Raw genomic sequence first — 21,843 nt, 5'->3', positions numbered from 1 at the left:
AATCCGAGGCCTGCCGCATTTCAGACGGCGGCATGGCCACCCGGGCTCGGCGACGCGGGCCTGGGTGCGGCCTGGGCGTGGCCCGGCCCGGCCGTCCTGCGGGGGTGCGGGTTCCTGGAACTGATCCGGCCCGCCGCACGACTCCCTTGAAGTCCGCACCCATGCAAGGGAGATGTGTCATGAGAAGCACCCGCCGCGCTCTGTTGGGCACCGCCGTGGCCGGCGCCTTGGCCGTCGGTCTCGGGGAGGCCGCCCCCGCGCGAGCCGCGGAGAGGCGCGTCCAGGTCGCTGTCCTGCTCTATGACGGTTTCACCGCGCTGGACGCCGTCGGGCCCTACGAGACCCTGTGCCGCCTGCCCGGCGTCCGGGTCTTCACCGTGGCCCGCCGGACCGGACCCGTCCGTACCGACACCGGTCAACTCGCCCTCGTCGCCGAGAAGAACCTGTCCGAGGTCCACCGCGCCGATGTCCTCCTCGTCCCCGGCGGCGGCAACCGCGGCATCATCGCCGCCATGAACGATGAGGCCCTCCTGGACTGGATACGGCGTCTCCACCGGCACACGACCTGGACGACGTCCGTGTGCACCGGGTCGCTTCTCCTCGCCTCCGCCGGGCTCCTCACGGGCCTCCCGGCCACGACGTACTGGGCCTCTCGGCCGTACCTGGAGAAGCTCGGGGCCGTCCCGGCCCAGGGCCGGTTCGTCGAGACCGGGAAGATCATCACCGCCGCGGGCGTCTCCGCCGGCCTGGACATGGGGCTGCACCTGGCCGCTCGCCTCTCCGACGAGGCCACCGCCCGGGCGATGCAGCTCGCCATCGAGTACGACCCCCACCCTCCCTTCGACTCCGGCAGCCCCGAGAAGGCGGACGAAGCGACGCGCCGGCTTGCGTTGAAGCTGGTCGAGGGGTGACCCGGATGACCCTGATGTCCATCACACGCGGGGTCGGGTGACTGGTACTCGCCATGGCGGGCGTAGGCGTCGCTGAAGCGCGGATGAGCCAGGAACCGCTGTACGGCTTTGCCGGGAGCGGGGGTGACTGGCGTGGTGCGGGGTGGGTCAGTGCAGCGGGCAGCCCTTGGGCATCTTGGCGCGTCGAGGAACGCGTACCCAGCGGGACCACCCTCTGTCTTCGACTTCAGTCGAGGGTTCCAGCTGATGGGCCCCCACGATCTCCTCGTAGATCCCGGCGGAGTCGGGAAGCTTGGGGTGAACGCGGTCGAGTGTGCCCAGGCGGGTGATCCGGCTGCCGTCGGCCCAGTCGTAGAACTCCACCGACGGGCCCTGGGGGCTCATCGTCATCCGGATGCCGGTGCCCGCGCCGACGTGGTCATTCTTGACCACCGTGCACTGGTCGGCCGAGGGATCGGCCGGCGAAGCGGTGCGGGCGCCGTGGGAGCCGGCCGCGAACGCGGCGGTCGGGGCGAGGGCGGAACCGGCGAGGACGGCGACGGCCAAGCCGGTACGGAGGGCGTGACGAAAGTCAGTTTTGCCAGGCGGGCCCGGAGCGTGGTGCCGGGGTGGTCGTGCCGCACGGGCTTGGTCACCCGGCCGCGGGCTGACGACGGCGCTGCCGGATTGAACGTTTCCTCATCTGCCCGTATTCGGCCGCCCCCGCCCGGCCCATCACTCGTTCCGGCGATTGCGGTCCATGCTCCCGTTGACCGAACCTGGAATACCGGCCGGGTGCGTCGCCCCGGCCCGGATCAGGGGGAGATGTCATGCCGGAGACCGTCGTGCCGTCGATCGTCGCCGAGACCGTCACGGGCGTACGAGGTGACCCGCACCAGGATGCGGGTGGTCCTGCCGTCGGCTCGCGCCCCTGGACGCCGCCCGCGTTCACCGATGTCGAGCTCGCCGCCGAGGTCACCGCCTACGCCGGACGGTGGTAGCCCCCACCCGGAACGGAAACCCGCGACCGGGAGGAACCCCATGACCGACCCGGAGGCCCGCAGCACGGCCGAGTTCACCGCCGCCCTCCACGCCCACGAGGACCGGTACTGGCACAAACACCCTCTGCACCTCCGGCTCCACGAGGGGCGTCTCGCGCCGGGCGAGTTGCGGCAGTGGATCGCCAACCGCTGGTACTACCAGAAATGGCTGCCCCAGAAGGACGCCGCCATCATCGCCAACTGCCCCCTCGCCGACGTGCGCCGCCGCTGGGTGCGGCGCATCGCCGACCAGGACGGCAGCGGCGGCAGCGACGGCCGGGCCGGCGGGCACGCCCAGTGGCTCGACCTCGCCGAAGCCGCCGGGCTCACCCGGGCCGAGGTGCTGGACGAACGCCATGTCCTGCCCGGGGTGCGCTTCGCCACCGACGCGTACGTGTCCTTCGCCCGCACCCGGCCCTGGACCGAGACCGTCGCCGCCTCCCTCACCGAGCTCTTCTCGCCCGCCCTCATGCGCACCCGCCTCACCGCCCTGCGCACCCACTACCCCTGGATCGCGCCCACCGGCCACCGCTACCACCAGACCCGCCCCGACACCGCCACCGACGACGCCGGCCACGCCCTCGCCCTCGTCACCACCCACTGCGTCACCCGCGCACAACAGGACGCCGCCCTCGCCGCCCTCGGCTTCAAATGCGAGGTGTTGTGGAGCATCCTCGATTCCCTCGAACACGACCACGCGGGTCGGGGCAGGTGACTCACTGGCGCCTGCGGCCGGGCGTGCGGCTGGCCCACGACCCCGTCCGGGACACCGGTGTACTGCTGCACCCCGAGGGAGTGTTGCTCCTCAACGAGACGGGTGCTCGCGTGCTCGCCCTCTGCGACGGGAAGACGGACTTCGACGCGATCGTCGCCACGCTGTCCCGGACGTACGCCGTCGTTCCCGTGCACGATCTTGAGGGTTTTCTTGACGCACTCGCCCAGCGGCGGCTGATCGAGCCCGCCGAAGGGGTCCGCCATGGATAGGCCGCTCGGCATGCTCGCCGAACTCACCTACCGCTGCCCCCTCCGCTGCGGCTACTGCTCCAACCCCACCGGCCCCCACTCACGCTCCAGCGAGCTCACCACCGAACAGTGGCGCCGCGTACTCGACGAAGCCCGCGCGCTGGGAGTGCTCCAGGTCCATCTCTCCGGAGGCGAGCCCCTGCTACGCCGCGACCTGCCCGGCCTCGTCGCCCACGCGCACCGCACCGGGCTCTACACCAGTCTCATCACCGGCGGCCAGAGCCTGACCACCGACCGACTGGCCGCCCTTGTCGCTTCCGGCCTCGACCACATCCAGATCAGCTTCCAGGACGCCGACGCCACAGCCGCCGACACCATCGCCGGCCGCCCCGCCCACCTGCGCAAACTCGCCGCCGCCCGGCTGGTCAAGGAAGCCGGTCTCCCACTCACCCTCAATGCCGTTCTGCACCGCGCCAACATCCATCACACCGGCGAACTCATCGACCTGGCCCGACGACTGCGCGCCGACCGGCTCGAACTCGCCAACGCGCAGTACTACGGCTCCGCCCTGCTCAACCTCCGCTCCCTGCTGCCCACCCGGGCGCAGCTCGACGCGGCGGAACACCTCGTCCGCGAAGCCCGCCCGAGCGGCCCACCGGAGATCGTCTACGTCCGGTCCGACCTCCACGACGGCGTCCCCAAACCCTGTATGCACGGCTGGGGCAGCCGCCAGTTCACCGTCACGCCCTGCGGTGACGTCCTGCCCTGCCCCGCCGCCGCGCGCATCCCCGGCCTTGACGTGCCCAACGTCCGGCAGCTGTCCCTCCCCGACATCTGGTTCCACTCCCGTGCGTTCAACCGCTTCCGGGGGACGGAATGGATGCCCGAGCCCTGCCGCGGCTGCCCGTTCAAGGAGACCGACCACGGCGGCTGCCGCTGCCAGACCTTCCAGCTGACCGGCGATCCCGCCGCCACCGACCCGGCCTGCCGGCTCTCCCCGCACCACGCGCTCGTACGCGCACTCGTCGACGACGCCGGGACGACTGCCCCCGACGTGATCCGGTACCGGGCATGAGGCTGCGGATCCTGGGCACCGCGGCCGGCGGCGGGCTGCCGCAGTGGAACTGCGCCTGCCCCGGCTGCGCCCGGGCCCGCGCCGCCGGGCCCCGCGCCTGGCGCACCCAGGAATGCCTGGCCGTCTCCGTCTCCCCGGGCGCCTGGTACCTCGTCAACGCCTCACCCGACGTCCGCACCCAGATCCTCGCCGCCCCCGGCCTCGCCCCGCCCGACGGCACCCGGCACACCCCGCTGCGCGGCGTCCTCCTCACCGACGGCGAGCTCGACCACACCACCGGCCTGCTGGCCCTGCGCGAGGGCGCCGCCCTCGACCTGTACGCCCCGCCCGCCGTCCTGGCCGCGCTGGACGGCCCGTTCCCGCTCCGTACCCTGCTCGCGCCCTACGGCTCCGCCCGCTGGCACGCGCTGCGCTCCGGGCCGGGCGAGGACGCCCTGCTTCTCGATGGCGGGCGGCTGCGGGTGACCCCCGTCCCCGTCAGCGACAAACGGCCCCGGTACGCCGCCGGATCCGACGCCCCCGGCCCGTGGGCCGTCGCCTACCGCTTCGACGACGTCGCCACTGGCGCCGCCGCCCTCTACGCGCCCTCCCTCGCCCGCTGGCCGGACGGCCTCGACGCCGCCCTCGCCGGGGTGAGCTGCCTGATCCTCGACGGCACGTTCTGGAGCGAGGACGAGATGGACCGGGCGACCGGCGGCCGGGGGAGCGGTGCCCGCACGATGGGGCACCTGCCCGTCGACGGGCCCGAGGGCACGCTGGTACGGCTTCGTGGGCGTAGTGGCGTGCGTTGTTTTTACACACACCTCAACAACACCAACCCGCTTGCGGACCCTTCGTCCGCTGAGCGCGCCGTCCTGGCCGGGACGCCGGTGGAGGTTCCCTCCGACGGGACCGAGATCGAGTTGTGAGTGCCTTCTAGGCGCTTCGCTAGGAGTCCGGTATGTCATCTGCTGGTACGTCGTGGCTGGTCGCGCAGTTCCCCGCGCCCCTTCGGGGCACCACCGCCCGCAGCACCGCGGGCAGTTCCCGCGCGGTCGGACCGGGGCCGCCGCCCGGTGCGAACTCCACCGCCGCCACCCGCTCCCGCGACACCCGGTCCAGCAGCACCACCGACGCCGCCTCCGGCAGCGAGCCCCCGGACAGCTCGGCCGACAAGCGGTCCAGCCCCCTGCGGTGCCTGTCGAAGACGCGCCGGGGCGCCCACCGGCCACGGGCCTCCTGCCCGGCCAGGGCCTCCGTCGCGGTCACGTCCAGCAGGATCAGATGCAGCTCGTGCCCCTGCCGTGCCGCCTCCCGCGCCAGCCACCGGCGCATCCACGCCCGGCTGCCGCAGTCGTGCACCAGGAACGGCCGGCCGCCGCGCACCTCCGCGCGCAGCCACCGGAAGTGCTCCACACGGGCCCAGGGCCGGTAGACGGCGTACGGCAGCCAGGCGGGCATCACGGCCTCGCACGCCTCGTGGACGATGCGTGGGTCCACAGCGGGAGCATCTGGGGAGAGGCGCCGCAGCAAGGTGCTCTTGCCGCTGCCGGGCAGGCCGGAGACGACCAGTACGGAGCCTGCCGGGTAGGACAGGGTGAGTGGGGGGCCGTTCTGGCCCCGTAGGTCCGTCAGGCCGTGTGGCGCCGTCGCCGTCGCCGTTGCTGCGGCGGCCGAGCCGCGTATGTCGTCCACGTCCTGTCCCTTGCCCGTTGTCCGAAGCCCAGTCGTGGAGACGGTTCTCGTGGTCGGCTGGTTGCCCCGTACCGGGGGCGCCCTGTTCGGGTGCGGCCCGGTGGTCCGGTTGTGCCCACCCGTCCCGCCCTGCGGGACGATTGCCCACAACCAGCGACCGCTCCCCGAAGTCTCGGAAATTCCTTAGCCCCATGCGTGATTCGGTGACCCTGCCGAGCACTGCGAAAGGGGACTGTATGTCCAAGCGCGCGCTGATAACCGGAATCACCGGGCAGGACGGTTCGTACCTGGCCCAGCACCTGCTCTCCGAGGGGTACCAGGTCTGGGGGCTCAACCGGGGGCAGGCCAATCCCCGGAAGGACCGGGTGAGCAAGCTGATCCCGGACCTCCAGTTCGTCCACGGGGACCTGATGGACCAGGCCAGCCTGGTGGCCGCCGTGGACCTCGTCCAGCCCGACGAGGTCTACAACCTCGGCGCGATCTCCTTCGTGCCCATGTCCTGGCAGCAGGCCGAGCTCGTCACCGAGGTCAACGGCACCGGGGTGCTGCGGATGCTCGAGGCCATCAGGATGGTCAGCGGGCTGAGCGGGTCGTCCGCGCGGGCCGACCGGTCCGGGCAGATCCGGTTCTACCAGGCGTCCTCCTCGGAGATGTTCGGCAAGGTCGTCGAGAGCCCGCAGAACGAGCGGACCTCATTCCACCCCCGCAGCCCCTACGGCGTCGCCAAGACCTACGGGCACTACATCACCCAGAACTACCGCGAGTCCTTCGGGATGTACGGCGTCTCCGGCATCCTCTTCAACCACGAATCGCCGCGCCGTGGTGCCGAGTTCGTCACCCGGAAGATCTCGCTGGCCGTCGCCCAGATCAAGCTCGGGCTCCAGGAGAAGCTGTCGCTCGGCAACCTCGACGCCGTGCGCGACTGGGGATTCGCCGGGGACTATGTGCGCGCCATGCACCTGATGCTCCAGCAGGACGAGCCCGGCGACTACGTCATCGGCACAGGGCAGATGCACTCCGTGCGCGAGGCGGCGCGGATCGCCTTCGAGTGCGTGGGACTGGACTGGGAGGAGCACGTCGTCGTCGACCCGGCCCTCGTGCGGCCCGCCGAGGTGGAGACGCTCTGCGCCGACCACAGCAACGCCCGTGAACGGCTGGGCTGGGAGCCCTCGGTGGACTTCCCCGAGCTGATGCGGATGATGGTCGAGTCCGACGTCCGTCAGGCCGGCCGCGAGCGCGAATACGGCGAGCTGCTCACCGTGGCGAACTGGTAGGCCCACGGCCCGCCCGCCGGGGCTCGTCGCCGACGGCCCCTGCTCACACCCCTGCTCAATCCCGTCGCACTGCCCGGAGCGGACCGAGTCGGCCGACTCTAGGGAATTCCATGGCCACGCCCGCCGACACTGAGCGCGTGGCGTGCGGGAAGTCGAGCAGGCGCCCCGTCGAACGCGGGGCGCCCAGATGACTCACGTCGACTGTGGATCAGCCATCCCGAGTGCCGGATGCCCACAGCGAATTCCTCTGCTGTCCGCCGGTCTCGAGATGGGTTGAGTTGACAATGGACAAGGAACAGAAGCTCCGGGACTACCTCAAGCGGGCGAGCGCGGATCTCAAGCGCACGCGGCAGCGGGTGGGCGAGCTGGAGACGGCCGCCCGGGAGCCCATCGCGATCGTGGGCATGAGCTGCCGCTTCCCCGGGGGCGTGAGCAGCCCCGAGGAGCTCTGGTCCATGCTCGTGGCCGGCGAGGACGGCATCACCGGCTTCCCCGGCGACCGCGGCTGGGAGCTGATGACCGACGGCACCGAGGAGTTCTTCGGCGGCTTCCTCCACGACGCGGCCCGGTTCGACGCCGGTTTCTTCGGCATCTCGCCGCGCGAGGCGCTTTCCATGGACCCCCAGCAGCGGGTGCTGCTGGAGTCCTCCTGGGAGGCCTTCGAACGGGCGGGCATCGACCCGGCGTCGGTCCGGGGCACCCGGACCGGTGTGTTCGTCGGGTCCATGCCCCAGGACTACCGCGTCGGCCCCGACGACGACGTCCAGGGCTTCACCCTCACGGGCAACGCCACCAGCATCCTCTCGGGCCGGCTGTCCTACTTCTTCGGGGCCGTCGGGCCCGCGGTGACCGTGGACACCGCCTGCTCGTCGTCCCTGGTGGCACTGCACCTCGCCGCCCACTCCCTGCGCCAGGGCGAGTGCTCCCTGGCACTGGCCGCGGGCGTCACGGTGATGTCCAGCCCCACCACCTTCGTGGAGTTCAGCCGCCAGGGCGGGCTCGCCGCCGACGGCCGCTGCCGCTCCTTCGCCGACTCCGCCGCCGGCACCGGCTGGTCCGAGGGCGTCGGCGTCCTCGTCCTGGAGCGGCTGTCCGAGGCCCGCCGCAACGGCCACCAGGTCCTCGCCGTCATCCGGGGCTCAGCCGTCAACCAGGACGGCGCCTCCAACGGCCTCACCGCCCCCAACGGGCCCTCCCAGCAGCGCGTCATCGAACAGGCCCTGACCAGCGCCCGGCTCTCGGCCGACGAGATCGACGTCGTCGAGGCCCACGGCACGGGCACCACCCTCGGCGACCCCGTCGAGGCCCAGGCCCTCCTGGCCACCTACGGGCAGGGCCGTCCCGAGGACCGCCCGCTGCTGCTCGGATCGGTCAAGTCCAACATCAGCCACACCCAGGCGGCCGCCGGCATGGCCGGCGTCATCAAGATGGTCATGGCGATGCGCCACGGCCTGCTGCCCAAGACCCTCCACGTCGACGCCCCGTCCTCGCACGTCGACTGGACGGAGGGCGCCGTACGGCTCCTCACCGAGGCCACCCCCTGGCCCAAGGGCGACCAGCCGCGCCGCGCGGGCGTCTCCTCCTTCGGCCTCAGCGGCACCAACGCCCACACGATCCTCGAAGAGGCACCGGAGTACGCCGAGGAAGCCCCGGAGGGGCGCCTCGATCTCGACGTCCTGCCCTGGCTCGTCTCCGGACGGACCCGCGAGGCCCTGCGCGCCCAGGCCGACCGTCTCCTCGCCTTCCTCACCACCGCCCCCGCCTCAGGCCTCGACCCCGCCGACATCGCCTACTCCCTCGCCACCTCCCGCTCCGGCTTCGAGCACCGCGCCGTGGTGACCGCCGCCAACCGCGACGAGGCCATCGCCGCGCTCACCGCGCTCGCCGCCGACGAACCGGCCGCCGCCACCCTCACCCAAGGCGCCACCCAGGGCGGCCGCGGCAAGCTGGCCTTCCTCTTCACCGGCCAGGGCTCCCAGCGCCCCGGCATGGGCCGCGAGCTCTACACCCGCTTCCCCGTCTTCGCCCAGGCCCTCGACGAGGTCCTCACCCACCTCGACCCCGGCCTCGACCGGCCCCTGCGCGAGCTGCTGTTCGCCGCCGAGGGCACCCCCGAGGCCGAGCTCCTCCACGAGACCGGCTACGCGCAGCCCGCCCTCTTCGCCCTCGAGGTCGCCCTGTTCCGGCTGGCCGAATCGTGGGGCGTCAAGCCCGACTTCCTCGCCGGGCACTCCGTCGGCGAGATCGCCGCCGCCCATGTGGCCGGAGTGTTCTCCCTGGCCGACGCCGCGACGCTGGTCCTCGCGCGCGGCCGGCTGATGCAGGCCCTGCCCGCCGGCGGCGCGATGGTCTCCCTCCAGGCGAGCGAGGACGAGGTCCTGCCGCTGCTGGCCGACCGCGCCGAGAGCGTCTCCCTCGCCGCCGTCAACGGCCCCCGCGCCGTCGTCGTCGCGGGCGAGGCGGGCGCCGTCGCCGCCGTCGCCGAGCACTTCACCGCTCAGGGCCGCAAGGCCAAGGAACTGCGCGTCTCGCACGCCTTCCACTCGCCGCTGATGCGGCCGATGCTGGAGGAGTTCCGCACCGTCGTCGCCGGCCTCGACCCGCAGGCGCCGGTGATCCCCCTCGTCTCCTCCGTCACCGGCGCCCTCGCCACCGTCGAGCAGCTCACCTCGCCCGAGTACTGGGCCGGCCACGCGCGCGACACCGTCCGCTTCGCCGACACGATCGCCTGGCTCGACACCCACGGCACCGGCACCTACCTCGAACTCGGCCCCGACGGCGTCCTGTCCGCCATGGCCCGCGACTGCCTCGACACCGACGAGCGGGCCGAGGGCACCGCCCCCGCCACCGTCGCCCTGCTGCGCGCCGGCCGCCCCGAGACCCGCGCTGTGACCGCGGCCGCCGCCGAACTCCACGTCCGGGGCGTGCCCCTGCGCTGGGAGGGCTACTTCACCGGCACCGGCGCCCGCCGCGTCGACCTGCCCACGTACGCCTTCCAGCGCCGCCGCTACTGGCCCAAGGGCGTCACCCAGAGCGGGGACGTCCGCGCCGCCGGGCTCGGCGCCGCCCACCACCCGCTGCTCGCGGCGGCCGTGACCATCGCCAACTCCGACGGACTGCTGCTCACCGGCCGGCTCTCCCTCCAGTCCCACCCCTGGCTGACCGAACACGCCGTGCGCGGCACCGTGCTGCTGCCCGGCACCGCCTTCCTGGAACTGGCCGTCCGCGCGGGCGACGAGGTCGGCTGCGCACGCGTCGAGGAACTCACCCTCGCCGCACCCCTGGTCCTGCCCGAGCAGGGCGGCGTCCAGGTCCAGGTGTGGGTCGGCAGCCCCGACGCGACCGGCCGCCGCGAACTGAGCCTCCACTCGCGCCCCGACGGCGCCGAGGAACTGCCCTGGACCCAGCACGCGAGTGGCGTCCTCGCCCCCGACGAGCACCGGGCCGGCCCCGACGCCGCCGCCTGGCCGCCCGCCGGCGCCCAGCCGGTGGACCTCGACGGCTTCTACGACGAACTCGCCGCCACCGGCTTCGGCTACGGCCCGCTGTTCCAGGGCCTGCGCGCCGCGTGGCGCGCGGGCGACGACATCTGCGCCGAGGTGGCCCTGCCCGAGGACTCCGGAGCCGACGCCGGCTCCTTCGGCATCCACCCCGCGCTGCTCGACGCCGCCCTCCACGCCTCCGTCTTCCTCGGCCTCGGCGAGCACGGGCGCGGCGGCCTGCCCTTCTCCTGGCAGGACGTGTCCCTCCACGCCTCCGGCGCGACCACCGTCCGCGTCCGGCTGTCCCGGGCCGGGGACGACGCCGTCTCCATCGCCGTCGCCGACACCACGGGCGCCCCCGTCGCCTCCGTCGGCTCGCTCGTCCTGCGCGCCCTGCCCGACGAGCAGTCGGCCGCCGCCGCGCCCATCGTCCGCGACGCGCTGTTCGAGCTGCGCTGGTCCCCGCTGCGGGACCGGGCGGCCGCCGCGCCCGCGTCCGTCGCCGTCCTCGGGACCGACACCTTCGGCCTCGCCGAGGCCGCGGGCGCCACGCCCCTCGCCTCGGTGGACGCCGCCGCCGACCTCCCCGCGCTCGTCCTCGTGCCCGTCGTGGGCGACCCCGACGACGCGGCCGCCAGCGCCCACGCCCTCACCGCGACCGCCCTGAAGCTGCTTCAGACGTGGCTCGCGGACGAGCGGTACGAGCAGTCCCGGCTGGTGTTCGTCACCCGGGGCGCGGTCGCCACCGACGGGCAGGAGGCCATCGACCCGGCGGCCGCCGCCGTCTGGGGCCTGGTGCGCTCCGCGCAGACCGAGCACCCGGGCCGCTTCGGTCTCCTCGACCTCGACCCGGCCGGGGCCGCGGGTTCCACCGGGGCCGGTGTTCCGGCCGAGACCGGCATCCCTGCCGGGGCTGCCGTGTCCGCCGAGGCCGGTGTCCCCGGCGGGACCGATGTCCCCGCCGAGGCCGGCGAACCGGCCCGGGCCACCGACTCCGCGCAGGCCCCTGCCCCCGCCGCCCTCCTCCCCGACGGCGCCCTCGCCGTCACCGAGCCCCAGGCCGCCGTCCGCGCCGGTACGCTCCTCGGCGCCCGGCTCGCCCGGGCCCAGGCACCCCGCGCGCGGGAGAACGCCTGGCGCCCCGACGGCACCGTCCTCCTCACCGGCGCCACCGGCGGCCTGGGCCGCGTCCTCGCCCGGCACCTGGTCGCCGAACGCGGCGCCACCCGGCTGCTGCTCGTCAGCCGCCGGGGCACAGGCGCCCCCGGCGCCGAGGAACTCCGCGCCGAACTGACGGAACTCGGCGCCCACGTCACCCTGGAGGCCTGCGACCTCGCCGACGCGGCCGCCGTCGCCCGCCTGCTGGCCGCCGTCCCCGCCGAACACCCCGTCACCGCCGTCGTGCACAGCGCCGGCGCCCTCGACGACGGCGTCATCGAGTCGCTGACCCCCGAGCGCCTCGCCACGGTCCTGCGGCCCAAGGCCGACGCCGTCTGGAACCTCCACGAGGCGACCAAGGACCTCGGCCTCGACGCCTTCGTCGTCTTCTCCTCCCTCTCCGGCACCGTCGGCGCGCCCGGCCAGGGCAACTACGCCGCCGCCAACGCCTTCCTCGACGCCGTCGCCCGGCTCCGCCACGCCCAGGGCCTGCCCGCCCTGTCCCTGGCCTGGGGCCCCTGGGCGCCCGCCGCCGGCATGACCGGCGGCCTGACCGGCGCCGAACTGGAGCGGATGGCCCGCCGGGGCACCCCCGCGCTCACCGAGGAACAGGGCGTCGCGCTCTTCGACGCCGCGCTCTCCTCCCGTACGCCCGTCCTCCTGCCCGTCCGCCTCGACCTGTCCGTGCTCCGCCTCCAGGGCGACGTACCGCCCCTGCTGCGCGGCCTGATCCGCACCCCCGTGCGCCGCTCCGCGGTCTCCGGCGCGGAGACCGCCGTGGGCCTCGTCCAGCGGCTGTCCGTCCTCGACGAGGAGGGCCGCGTCGCGTTGGTGCGCGACCTCGTCCGGACCCAGGTGGCCGCCGTGCTCGGGCACGACGGCGCCCAGGACGTCGATGTGGACCGCCCGTTCCAGGAACTGGGCTTCGACTCGCTCACCGCCGTCGAGATGCGCAACCGCCTCGGCGCCGTCACCGGGCTGCGCACCGCCGCCACCGTCGTCTTCGACTACCCGACCGTCACCGCGCTGGCCGGGCACGTCCTCGCCGAGCTCATGGGCGCGGACACCGCCGCCCCGGAGGCCGCCCCCAAGGCCGCCGCCGACCACGACCCCATCGTCATCGTGGGCATGAGCTGCCGCTACCCCGGCGGCGTCGCCTCGCCCGAGGACCTGTGGCGGCTGGTGCGCGAGGGCACCGACGCGATCTCGGGCCTGCCCACCGACCGCGGCTGGGACCTCGACGCCCTCTACCACCCGGACCCCGACCACCTCGGCACCACCTACACCCGCTTCGGCGGCTTCCTCCACGACGCCGCCGAATTCGACCCCGCGTTCTTCGGCATGAGCCCCCGCGAGGCGCTGGCCACCGACTCCCAGCAGCGGCTGCTCCTGGAAGCCTCCTGGGAGGCGATCGAGCGCGCCGGCATCGACCCGGTGGCGCTGCGCGGCAGCCGCACCGGCGTGTTCGCGGGCGTCATGTACAACGACTACGCGGCCCACCTCGCCGACGAGCGGTTCGAGGGCTTCCAGGGCAGCGGCACCTCGCCCAGCATCGCCTCCGGCCGCGTCTCCTACGTCCTGGGCCTGGAGGGCCCGGCCGTCACCGTCGACACGGCCTGCTCGTCCTCGCTGGTGGCCATGCACTGGGCCATGCAGGCGCTGCGCGCGGGGGAGTGCTCGCTGGCGCTGGCCGGCGGTGTGACGGTGATGTCCACGCCGACGTCCCTCATCGAGTTCTCCCGCCAGCGCGGCCTGTCCCCGGACGGCCGCTCCAAGGCCTACTCGGAGGCGGCCGACGGCGTCGGCTGGTCCGAGGGTGTGGGCATGCTCGTCCTGGAGCGGCTCTCCGACGCCCGCCGCAACGGCCACCGCGTCCTCGCGGTCGTCCGCGGCTCGGCCGTCAACCAGGACGGCGCCTCCAACGGCCTGACCGCCCCCAACGGGCCGTCCCAGCAGCGCGTCATCCACCAGGCCCTGGCCGGCGCCGGCCTGACCACCGCCGACGTCGACGCCGTCGAGGGCCACGGCACCGGCACCACCCTCGGCGACCCCATCGAGGCGCAGGCGCTGCTCGCCACCTACGGCCAGGACCGCCCGGAGGACCTGCCGCTGCTCCTCGGCTCGGTGAAGTCCAACATCGGCCACACCCAGGCCGCCGCGGGCGTGGCCGGCATCATCAAGATGGTGATGGCCATGCGCCACGGCGTGCTGCCGCGCACCCTGTACGCCGACACGCCGTCCACGCACGTCGACTGGGAGGCCGGCGCCGTCCGGCTGCTCGCCGAGGAGACGCCGTGGCCCGACGCGGGCCGGGCCCGCCGCGCCGGCGTGTCGTCCTTCGGCATCAGCGGCACCAACGCCCACGTCATCCTCGAGGAGCCGCCCGCCGCACCGGGCATCGCGTCGGGCGACCCCGCCCTCGCCCCGGCCGTGGTGCCGTGGACGCTGTCCGCCAAGAGCCGCGCCGCGCTGCGCGAACAGGCCGCGCGCCTGTACGCCTTCGCCGAGGCCGACCCCGCCCTGGACCCGGCCGCGACCGCCCTCGCCCTCACCACGACCCGCTCCGCCTTCGACCGGCGCGCCGTCGTCGTCGGCGACCGGGACGAGCTGCTGCGCGCGCTGGCCGCGCTCGCCGCCGACCGGCCCGACGCCGCCCTCGTCGAGGGCGAGACCGGCTCCGCCGGTGAACTCGCCCTGCTGTTCTCCGGACAGGGCAGCCAGCGCCCCGGCGCCGGCCGCGAGCTGTACGCCCGTTTCCCCGCCTTCGCCGCCGCCCTGGACGAGGTCACCGCCGCCCTGGATCCGTACCTGGACCGCCCGCTGCGGGACGTCCTCTTCGCCGAGGAGGGCAGCCCCGAGGCGGAGCTGCTGGAGCGCACGGGCTGGACCCAGCCCGCCCTGTTCGCCCTCGAGGTCGCCCTCCACCGGCTGCTGCGCTCCTGGGGAGTGCGCCCGCAGGTCCTGCTCGGCCACTCGGTCGGCGAGATCGCGGCGGCGCACGCCGCCGGGGTGTTCTCCCTGGAGGACGCCTGCAAGCTCGTCGCCGCCCGCGCCCGCCTGATGGAGGCGCTGCCGGAGGGCGGCGCGATGCTCTCGCTGCGGGCGGGCGAGGACGAGGTCGCCGCGCTGCTCACCGGGCGCGAGCACGAGCTGTCCCTCGCCGCCGTCAACGGCCCCGAGGCCGTCGTCATCGCCGGTGACACCGACGCGGTCCACTCGGTCGAGCGGCATTTCGCCGCGCTGGGGCGCAAGACCCGGCGACTGCGGGTGAGCCATGCCTTCCACTCGCCGCTCATGGAGCCGATGCTGGAGGACTTCCGGCGGGTCGCCGAGGAGATCGCCTACAGCGCCCCGGCCGTCACCGTCGTCTCCAACCTCACCGGCCGTGCCGCGACCGCCGAGGAGCTGTGCTCCCCGGACCACTGGGTCCGTCACGTCCGCGAGACCGTCCGCTTCGCCGACGGCGTCCGCGCCGCCCGCGCCCTGGGCGCGGCCACCTTCCTGGAGGTCGGCCCCGACGGGGTGCTGGCCGCCCTCGCCCAGGACGTCCTGGGCGACGAGACGGACACCGGCGTCGATGTCGTACCGCTGCTGCGCGCCGGCCGGGACGAGGAGCGGGCCGCCACGACCGCCCTGGCCCGCCTCCACGTCCGCGGCGTCGCCGTGGACTTCACCGCCGTCCTCGCCGGCACCACCGCGCCCGCCGCCCAGGCCGTGGACCTGCCCACGTACGCCTTCCAGCGCGAGCGCTACTGGCCCGAGCCGCTGCCCGACGCCCTCGCGGACGCCCCGGTCGCCGACCCGGCCGACGCCGAGCTGTGGGGCGCCGTCGAACGCGGCGACGCCGCCGGGATCGCCGGGCTCCTCGGCCTGCGCGACGAACAGCACGCCTCCGTCTACGCCCTGCTGCCCGCCCTGTCGTCCTGGCGCCAGCAGCGCCAGGAGAAGGCGCTGCTCGACGCCACGCGCTACCGCGTCCAGTGGCGGCCCGTCCAGGCGGCCGCCGCCCCCGTCCTGGACGGCATCTGGCTGGTCGTCACCACCGACGGCGTGGACACCGACGAGATCGTGGACGCGCTGCGCGGCCACGGCGCCCAGTTCGAGCGCCTCGACCTCGACCCGGCGGGGGAGGAGCGCGACGCCCTCGCCGAGCGCCTGAGGTCGTCCGGTGACGTCGCCGGAGTGCTTTCCCTCCTGCCGCTGGCCGACCGGCCCGGCCGCCCCCTCGGCGACCGGCTGCCCACGGGCCTCGCCCTGGGCGTCGTCCTCACCCAGGCGCTGGGCGACGCGGGCCTGACCGCGCCCGTGTGGACCCTCACCCGGGGCGCCGTCACCACCGGCCCCGACGACCCGCTCGCCGCCCCCCTCCAGGCCGCCTCCTGGGGCCTGGGCCGGGTGGCCGCCCTGGAGGACCCGCGCCGCTGGAGCGGCACGATCGACCTGCCGCCCGTCCTGGACGCGCCCGTCGTCCAGCACCTCGTCAGCGCGCTCGCCGCGCGCGGTGGCGAGGACCAGCTGGCCCTGCGCGCCGGCGGCACCCTCGGCCGGCGGCTCGCCCGCCGCCCGGCGGCCGACCTGCCCACCGCCGACGCCTTCACCGCCGAGGGCACCGTCCTCGTCACCGGCGGCACCGGCGCGCTCGGCGCCGACGTCGCCCGCTGGCTCGCCCGCAGCGGCGCCGAGCACCTCCTGCTCACCAGCCGCCGCGGCCCCGACGCCCCCGGCGCCGACGCGCTGCGCGCCGAACTGGAGGAGCTGGGCGCCCGCGTCACCCTCGCCGCCTGCGACATCGCCGACCGCGACGCGCTCGCCGACCTGCTCGGACGCGTCCCGGACGAGCACCCCCTGACCGGCGTCGTCCACGCCGCCGGCGTCGGCCAGGCCGCGCCCCTGGCGGCCACCTCCCTGGCCGACGCCACCGCCCTCATGGCCGCCAAACTCCTGGGCGCCGCCCACCTGGACGCCCTGCTCGCCGACGAGGACCTGGACTTCTTCGTCCTCTTCTCCTCCGTCGCCGGAGTGTGGGGCAGCGCCGGGCAGAGCGCCTACGGCGCCGCCAACGCCTACCTCGACGCCCTCGCCGAGAACCGCTGGGCCCGCGGCCTGCCCGCCACCTCCATCGCCTGGGGCCCCTGGGCCGAGGCCGGCATGGCCACCCACGAGGCCGTCGCCGACCGCCTCCGGCAGAGCGGCCTGCGCTTCCTGGACCCCGCCGCCGCCCTCGCCGAGCTGCGCCGCGCCGTCGTCCAGCAGGACGTCACCGTCACCGTCGCCGACATCGACTGGGAGCGTTACCACCCCGTCTTCACCTCCGTCCGCCCCAGCGTCCTCTTCGACGAACTCCCGGACGTGCGCGCCCTGTCCGCCCCTTCCGGAGCCACCGGTGAAGGCGCCGCCCCCGAGTTCGCCGGGCGGCTGCGCGGCCTGGACGAGGCCGCGCAGGAGCGGCTGCTCACCGACCTGGTGCGCGCCGAGGCCGCCGTCGTCCTCGGCCACGCCTCCGCCGAGGCCGTCGACGGGCGCCGGGCCTTCCGCGACGCCGGCTTCGACTCGCTGACCGCCGTCGAGCTGCGCAAGCGCCTGGCCGGCGTCACCGGCCTCGCCCTGCCCGCGACCATGGCCTTCGACTACCCGACCCCCCTCGCCCTCGCCCGCTTCCTGCGCGGCGAACTCCTGGGCGCCGGGCAGGCGGCGGCCGTCCCGGCCGCCGCACCCGCCGGGGGCTTCGACGAGCCCGTCGCCATCGTCGGCATGAGCTGCCGCTTCCCCGGCGGCGTCCGCTCCGCCCAGCAGTTCTGGGAGCTGATCGAGGGCGGCGTCGACGCCGTCTCCGACTTCCCCGTCAACCGCGGCTGGGACACCGGACTCCACCACCCCGACCCCGACCACCCCGGCACCACCTACTCCACCCAGGGCGGCTTCCTCCACGAAGCGGGCGAGTTCGACGCCGCGTTCTTCGGCATCTCGCCGCGCGAGGCCGTGTCCATGGACCCGCAGCAGCGCCTGCTGCTGGAGACCACCTGGGAGGCCTTCGAACAGGCCGGCATCGACCCCGCCACCGTCCACGGCAGCGCCACCGGCACGTTCATCGGCTCCACCTACCAGGAGTACGGCCTCGGTCTCGACGACGGCGCCGCCGCCGGACACGCCGTCACCGGCACCAGCCCCAGCGTCCTCTCCGGCCGCCTCGCCTACCTCTTCGGCCTCGAAGGCCCCGCCGTCACCGTCGACACCGCCTGCTCCTCCTCGCTGGTGGCCCTCCACCTGGCCTGCCAGTCGCTGCGCAACGGCGAGAGCAGCCTCGCCCTCGCGGGCGGCGCGACCGTCATGACCACCCCCGCCCCCTTCATCGCCTTCAGCAAGCAGCGCGCCCTCGCGGGCGACGGCCGCTGCAAGGCCTTCTCGGAGGCCGCCGACGGCATGACCCTCGCCGAGGGCGTCGGCGTGCTCGTCCTGGAACGGCTCTCCGACGCCCGGAAGAACGGCCACGAGATCCTCGCCGTCATCCGCGGCTCGGCCATCAACCAGGACGGCGCCTCCAACGGCCTGACCGCCCCCAACGGCCCGTCCCAGCAGCGCGTCATCCGCCAGGCACTGGCCAACGCGGGCCTGAAGGCCGCCGACGTCGACGCCGTCGAGGCGCACGGCACCGGCACCGCCCTCGGCGACCCCATCGAGGCCCAGGCCCTCCACGCCGCCTACGGTCAGGACCGGCCCGAGGACCGGCCGCTGCGCCTCGGCTCGGTGAAGTCCAACATCGGCCACACCCAGTCGGCCGCCGGCGTCGCCGGCGTCATCAAGATGGTCATGGCGCTGCGCAACGGCGTTCTGCCCCGCACCCTCCACGCCGACGAGCCGACCACCCACGTCGACTGGAGCCCCGGCACGGTCTCCCTGCTCCGTGAGGGCGCCGACTGGCCGCGCGGCGAGCGCGTCCGCCGCGCCGCCGTGTCCTCCTTCGGCATCAGCGGCACCAACGCTCACACGATCCTCGAAGAGGCGCCCCGCACCGAGGTGCCGGAGGAGACCCCCGGGACCCCGGCCGTCGTGCCGTGGGTGCTCTCCGCCCGTACCCCGGGCGCGCTGCGCGGCCAGGCCGCCCGGCTCGCCGAGCACCCGGACCTCGCCCAGGCCCGTCCCGCCGACGTCGCCCACAGCCTGCTGGCCTCCCGCGCCCTGTTCGACCACCGCGCGGTCGTCCTCGCCGGCCCCGGCCAGGACCCGGCGGCCGCGCTGCGCGCCCTCGCCGAGGGCCAGTCGGCGCCCGGCGCCGTCTCGGGCGTCGCCGACGCCGACGGCAGGACCGTGTTCGTCTTCCCCGGCCAGGGCTCCCAGTGGGCCGGCATGGGCGCCCGGCTGCTGGAGGAGTCCCCGGTCTTCGCCGAGCGCCTCGCCGAGTGCGCCGCCGCCCTGTCGGAGTTCACCGACTGGTCGCTGCTCGACGTCCTCCGGCAGACCGAGGGCGCCCCGTCACTGGACCGCGTCGACGTCGTCCAGCCCGCCTCCTGGGCCGTGATGGTCTCCCTCGCCGAGCTGTGGCGCGCCCACGGCGTCGTGCCCGACGCCGTCGTCGGCCACTCGCAGGGCGAGATCGCCGCGGCCGCCGTCTCCGGCGCGCTCTCCCTGACCGACGCCGCCCGCGTCGTGGCCCTGCGCAGCCAGGCCATCGGCCGGATCCTCGCGGGCACCGGCGGCATGGTCTCCGTGCCGCTGCCCGCCGCCGACGTCGAGGAGCGCCTGGCCGCCCTCGGCGGCGAGCTGTCCATAGCCGCCGTCAACGGCCCGCGCTCCGTCGTGGTCGCCGGCCCCGCCGCGCCGCTCGACGCCCTCATGGAGGGCCTCCTCGCCGAGGACGTCCGCGCCAAGCGCATCGCCGTCGACTACGGCTCCCACTCCGCGCAGGTGGAGCTGCTGGAGGACGAGCTCCTCGACGTGCTCGCCCCCGTGCGCCCGGGCGCCCCCCAGGTGCCGTTCCTCTCCACCGTCACCGGCGACTGGCTGACCGGGGACACCCCCCTCGACGCCGCCTACTGGTACCGCAACCTGCGCCGGACCGTGCGCTTCGACCCCGCCGTCCGCACCCTCCTGGGCACCGGGCACGGCGTGTTCGTCGAGGTCAGCTCCCACCCCGTGCTGGCCATGGCCGTCCAGGAGACCGCCGAGGACACCGGCGACCGCGCCACCGTCCTCGGCACCCTCCGCCGCGACCAGGGCGGCACCGACCGGTTCCTGACCTCCCTCGCCGAGGCGTACGTCCGGGGCGTCCGCGCCGACTGGTCGCCCGTCCTCGCCGGCAGCGGCGCCCGCCGCGTCGAGCTGCCCACGTACGCCTTCCAGCGCGAACACCTGTGGGCGATCCGCGAGCAGCAGCGCGCGGGCGACGGGGCGGACCCGGCGGACAGCGCCTTCTGGGCGGCCGTCGAGGACGAGGACGTCGACGCCCTCGCCGCCGGGCTGCGCCTGGACGGGGCCGCCCTGGCCCCGGTGCTGCCCGCCCTCGCGACCTGGCGCAAGCGCCGCCGCGAGGAGTCCACCGTCGACTCCTGGCGCTACCGCGCCACCTGGAAGCCGCTGACCGGCCTGCCCACGGCCGCGCTCACCGGCACCTGGCTCGTCGTCACCGCCGAGGAGCTGCCGGGCGCCGACGTCACCGACGCGCTCGCCGCGCAGGGCGCCGACGTCCGCACGCTCGTCCTCGACGACGCCTGCCTGGAGCGCACCACCCTCACCGAGCGCCTGGCCGCGCTCGGGGACGCCACCGGTCTGACGGGTGTGGTGTCCCTGCTCGCCGCCGCCGAGGAGCCCGCCCCCGGCCACCCCGCGCTCACGTCCGGCCTCGCCCTGACCGTCACCCTCGTCCAGGCCCTCGGCGACGCCGGAATCGACGCGCCCCTGTGGTGCCTGACCCGGGGCGCGGTCGCCACCGGCCGCTCCGACCGGCTCACCCACCCCGTCCAGGCCCAGATCCTGGGCCTGGGCTGGACCGCCGCCCTCGAACACCCCCAGCGCTGGGGCGGTCTCGTCGACCTGCCCGAGACCCTCGACCGGCGCGCCGGCGAACGGCTCGCCGCCGTCCTCACCGGCCGTACCGGCGAGGACCAGCTGGCCGTCCGCGCCTCCGGCGTCCTCGTGCGCCGCGTCGCGCGCGCCACGACCGGGGCGGCCCCCGCCCGCACCTGGACGCCGCGCGGCACCACCCTCGTCACCGGCGGCACCGGCACCCTCGCCCCGCACCTGGCCCGCTGGCTGGCCGAGCAGGGCGCCGAACGCGTCGTCCTCACCAGCCGCCGGGGCCCGGAGGCGCCCGGCGCCGCCGAACTCGTCCAGGAGCTCACCGACGCGGGCTGCGACGCCTCCGTCGTCGCCTGCGACCTGACGGACCGCGACGCCGTCGCCGCGATGCTCGACGGCCTCAAGGCCGACGGCCACACCGTGCGCACCGTCGTCCACACCGCCGTCACCATCGAGCTCGCCTCCATCGAGGAGACGAGCCTGGAGGCCTTCGCCAAGGTCGTCGACGCCAAGGTGTCCGGCGCCCGCCACCTCGACGAACTCCTCGACGACGACGAGCTCGACGCGTTCGTCTTGTACTCCTCCACCGCCGGCATGTGGGGCAGCGGCCGGCACGCCGCCTACGTCGCGGGCAACGCCTACCTCAACGCGCTCGCCGAGCACCGCCGCGCCCGGGGCGCCACCGCCACCGCGGTCTCCTGGGGCATCTGGGCCGACGACCTCAAGCTCGGCCGCGTCGACCCCGGCGCCATCCGCCGCAGCGGCCTGGAGTTCATGGACCCGCGCGCTGCCCTCACCGGCCTGCGCCGGGCCCTGGACGACGACGAGTCCGTCCTGTGCGTCGCCGACGTCGACTGGGAGCGCTACCACCCCGTCTTCACCTCCGGCCGGCCCACCGCCCTCTTCGAGGACGTGCCCGAGGTCCGGAAGCTGACGGAGGAGAGCACCACCGTCTCCACCGGGGACAGCGAGTTCACCGCCCGGCTCCTCGCCCTGCCCGCCGTCGAGCAGGACCGGGTGCTGCTCGACCTGGTGCGCGGCGAGGCCGCCACCGTCCTCGGCCACGCCTCGCCCGACGTCCTCTCCGAGCAGCGCGCCTTCCGCGAGGTCGGCTTCGACTCGCTGACCGCCGTCGACCTGCGCAACCGGCTGTCGAACGTCACCGGGCTCACCCTGCCCAGCACCATGGTCTTCGACTACCCGACCCCGCTCGCGCTCGTGGAGTTCCTCCGCACCCGCGTCGCCGGCGCCCGCACCGAGACGGCCGCCGTCGTC

General features: G+C 74.9%; 10 protein-coding genes (1 of these 10 running past the window's edge). 8 read left to right on the top strand and 2 right to left on the bottom strand.

Going from position 1 to position 21,843, the window contains the following annotated elements:
- Positions 1 to 179 precede the first annotated feature (179 nt).
- A complete protein-coding gene (locus ACFYZR_RS27335; RefSeq protein WP_391914790.1) occupies positions 180 to 911 on the top strand; it encodes a DJ-1/PfpI family protein in 732 nt (243 codons plus the stop codon).
- Between the two features lie 147 nt (positions 912 to 1,058).
- Here the strand turns inward: ACFYZR_RS27335 and ACFYZR_RS27330 are convergent, their stop codons facing one another.
- Positions 1,059 to 1,457, bottom strand: coding sequence for a hypothetical protein (locus ACFYZR_RS27330; RefSeq protein WP_391914788.1), 399 nt, complete (start codon positions 1,455 to 1,457; stop codon positions 1,059 to 1,061).
- A 263-nt stretch (positions 1,458 to 1,720) separates the two neighbouring features.
- On the opposite strand from ACFYZR_RS27330, the gene pqqA reads away from it, so the two are divergent.
- Genes pqqA through pqqB form a run of 5 tightly spaced genes read left to right on the top strand, consistent with a single transcriptional unit; the run spans position 1,721 to position 4,876 of the window.
- Complete coding sequence (pqqA, locus tag ACFYZR_RS27325) at positions 1,721 to 1,891, top strand: pyrroloquinoline quinone precursor peptide PqqA (protein WP_391914786.1); 171 nt, start codon at positions 1,721 to 1,723, stop codon at positions 1,889 to 1,891.
- Positions 1,892 to 1,931: 40 nt separating this feature from the next.
- Positions 1,932 to 2,645 (top strand): pyrroloquinoline-quinone synthase PqqC, encoded by a 714-nt coding sequence (gene pqqC, locus ACFYZR_RS27320; RefSeq protein WP_391914784.1) that lies wholly within the window; start codon positions 1,932 to 1,934, stop codon positions 2,643 to 2,645.
- On the top strand, positions 2,642 to 2,914 hold the full coding sequence (gene pqqD / locus ACFYZR_RS27315; RefSeq protein ID WP_391914782.1) for a pyrroloquinoline quinone biosynthesis peptide chaperone PqqD: 273 nt from the start codon (positions 2,642 to 2,644) through the stop codon (positions 2,912 to 2,914). The genes pqqC and pqqD overlap by 4 nt, the downstream gene beginning before the upstream one ends.
- A complete protein-coding gene (gene pqqE, locus ACFYZR_RS27310) occupies positions 2,907 to 3,968 on the top strand; it encodes a pyrroloquinoline quinone biosynthesis protein PqqE (protein WP_391914780.1) in 1,062 nt (353 codons plus the stop codon). Before pqqD ends, pqqE begins: the two co-directional genes overlap by 8 nt.
- Positions 3,965 to 4,876: a pyrroloquinoline quinone biosynthesis protein PqqB gene (gene pqqB / locus ACFYZR_RS27305; protein ID WP_391914778.1), complete on the top strand. Its 912-nt coding sequence runs from the start codon at positions 3,965 to 3,967 to the stop codon at positions 4,874 to 4,876. The genes pqqE and pqqB overlap by 4 nt, the downstream gene beginning before the upstream one ends.
- A 19-nt stretch (positions 4,877 to 4,895) precedes the next feature.
- Here the strand turns inward: pqqB and ACFYZR_RS27300 are convergent, their stop codons facing one another.
- On the bottom strand, positions 4,896 to 5,642 hold the full coding sequence (locus ACFYZR_RS27300; protein WP_391914776.1) for an AAA family ATPase: 747 nt from the start codon (positions 5,640 to 5,642) through the stop codon (positions 4,896 to 4,898).
- Positions 5,643 to 5,878: 236 nt separating this feature from the next.
- Between ACFYZR_RS27300 and ACFYZR_RS27295 the strand changes: the two genes are divergently transcribed.
- Positions 5,879 to 6,916 (top strand): GDP-mannose 4,6-dehydratase, encoded by a 1,038-nt coding sequence (locus ACFYZR_RS27295; protein WP_391914774.1) that lies wholly within the window; start codon positions 5,879 to 5,881, stop codon positions 6,914 to 6,916.
- A 284-nt stretch (positions 6,917 to 7,200) separates the two neighbouring features.
- Positions 7,201 to 21,843, top strand: the 5' portion of a protein-coding gene (locus tag ACFYZR_RS27290) for a type I polyketide synthase (RefSeq protein ID WP_391914772.1). 13,983 nt of this gene lie beyond the right edge of the window; 14,643 of the gene's 28,626 nt are visible here — the first part of the coding sequence; its start codon is at positions 7,201 to 7,203; its stop codon lies beyond the right edge, outside the window.

This window comes from Streptomyces sp. NPDC001678 (assembly GCF_042892945.1).
GTDB lineage: Bacteria > Actinomycetota > Actinomycetes > Streptomycetales > Streptomycetaceae > Streptomyces.
The sequence above is the reverse complement of the archived record's forward strand: the minus strand, read 5'-3'. Positions and strand labels throughout refer to the sequence as shown.

Coding starts and splice junctions, on each gene's coding strand:
- ACFYZR_RS27335 (WP_391914790.1), top strand. CDS start 180: ATGAGAAGCACCCGCCGCGCTCTGTTGGGCACCGCCGTGGCCGGCGCC.
- ACFYZR_RS27295 (WP_391914774.1), top strand. CDS start 5,879: ATGTCCAAGCGCGCGCTGATAACCGGAATCACCGGGCAGGACGGTTCG.
- pqqC (WP_391914784.1), top strand. CDS start 1,932: ATGACCGACCCGGAGGCCCGCAGCACGGCCGAGTTCACCGCCGCCCTC.
- pqqE (WP_391914780.1), top strand. CDS start 2,907: ATGGATAGGCCGCTCGGCATGCTCGCCGAACTCACCTACCGCTGCCCC.
- pqqA (WP_391914786.1), top strand. CDS start 1,721: ATGCCGGAGACCGTCGTGCCGTCGATCGTCGCCGAGACCGTCACGGGC.
- pqqB (WP_391914778.1), top strand. CDS start 3,965: ATGAGGCTGCGGATCCTGGGCACCGCGGCCGGCGGCGGGCTGCCGCAG.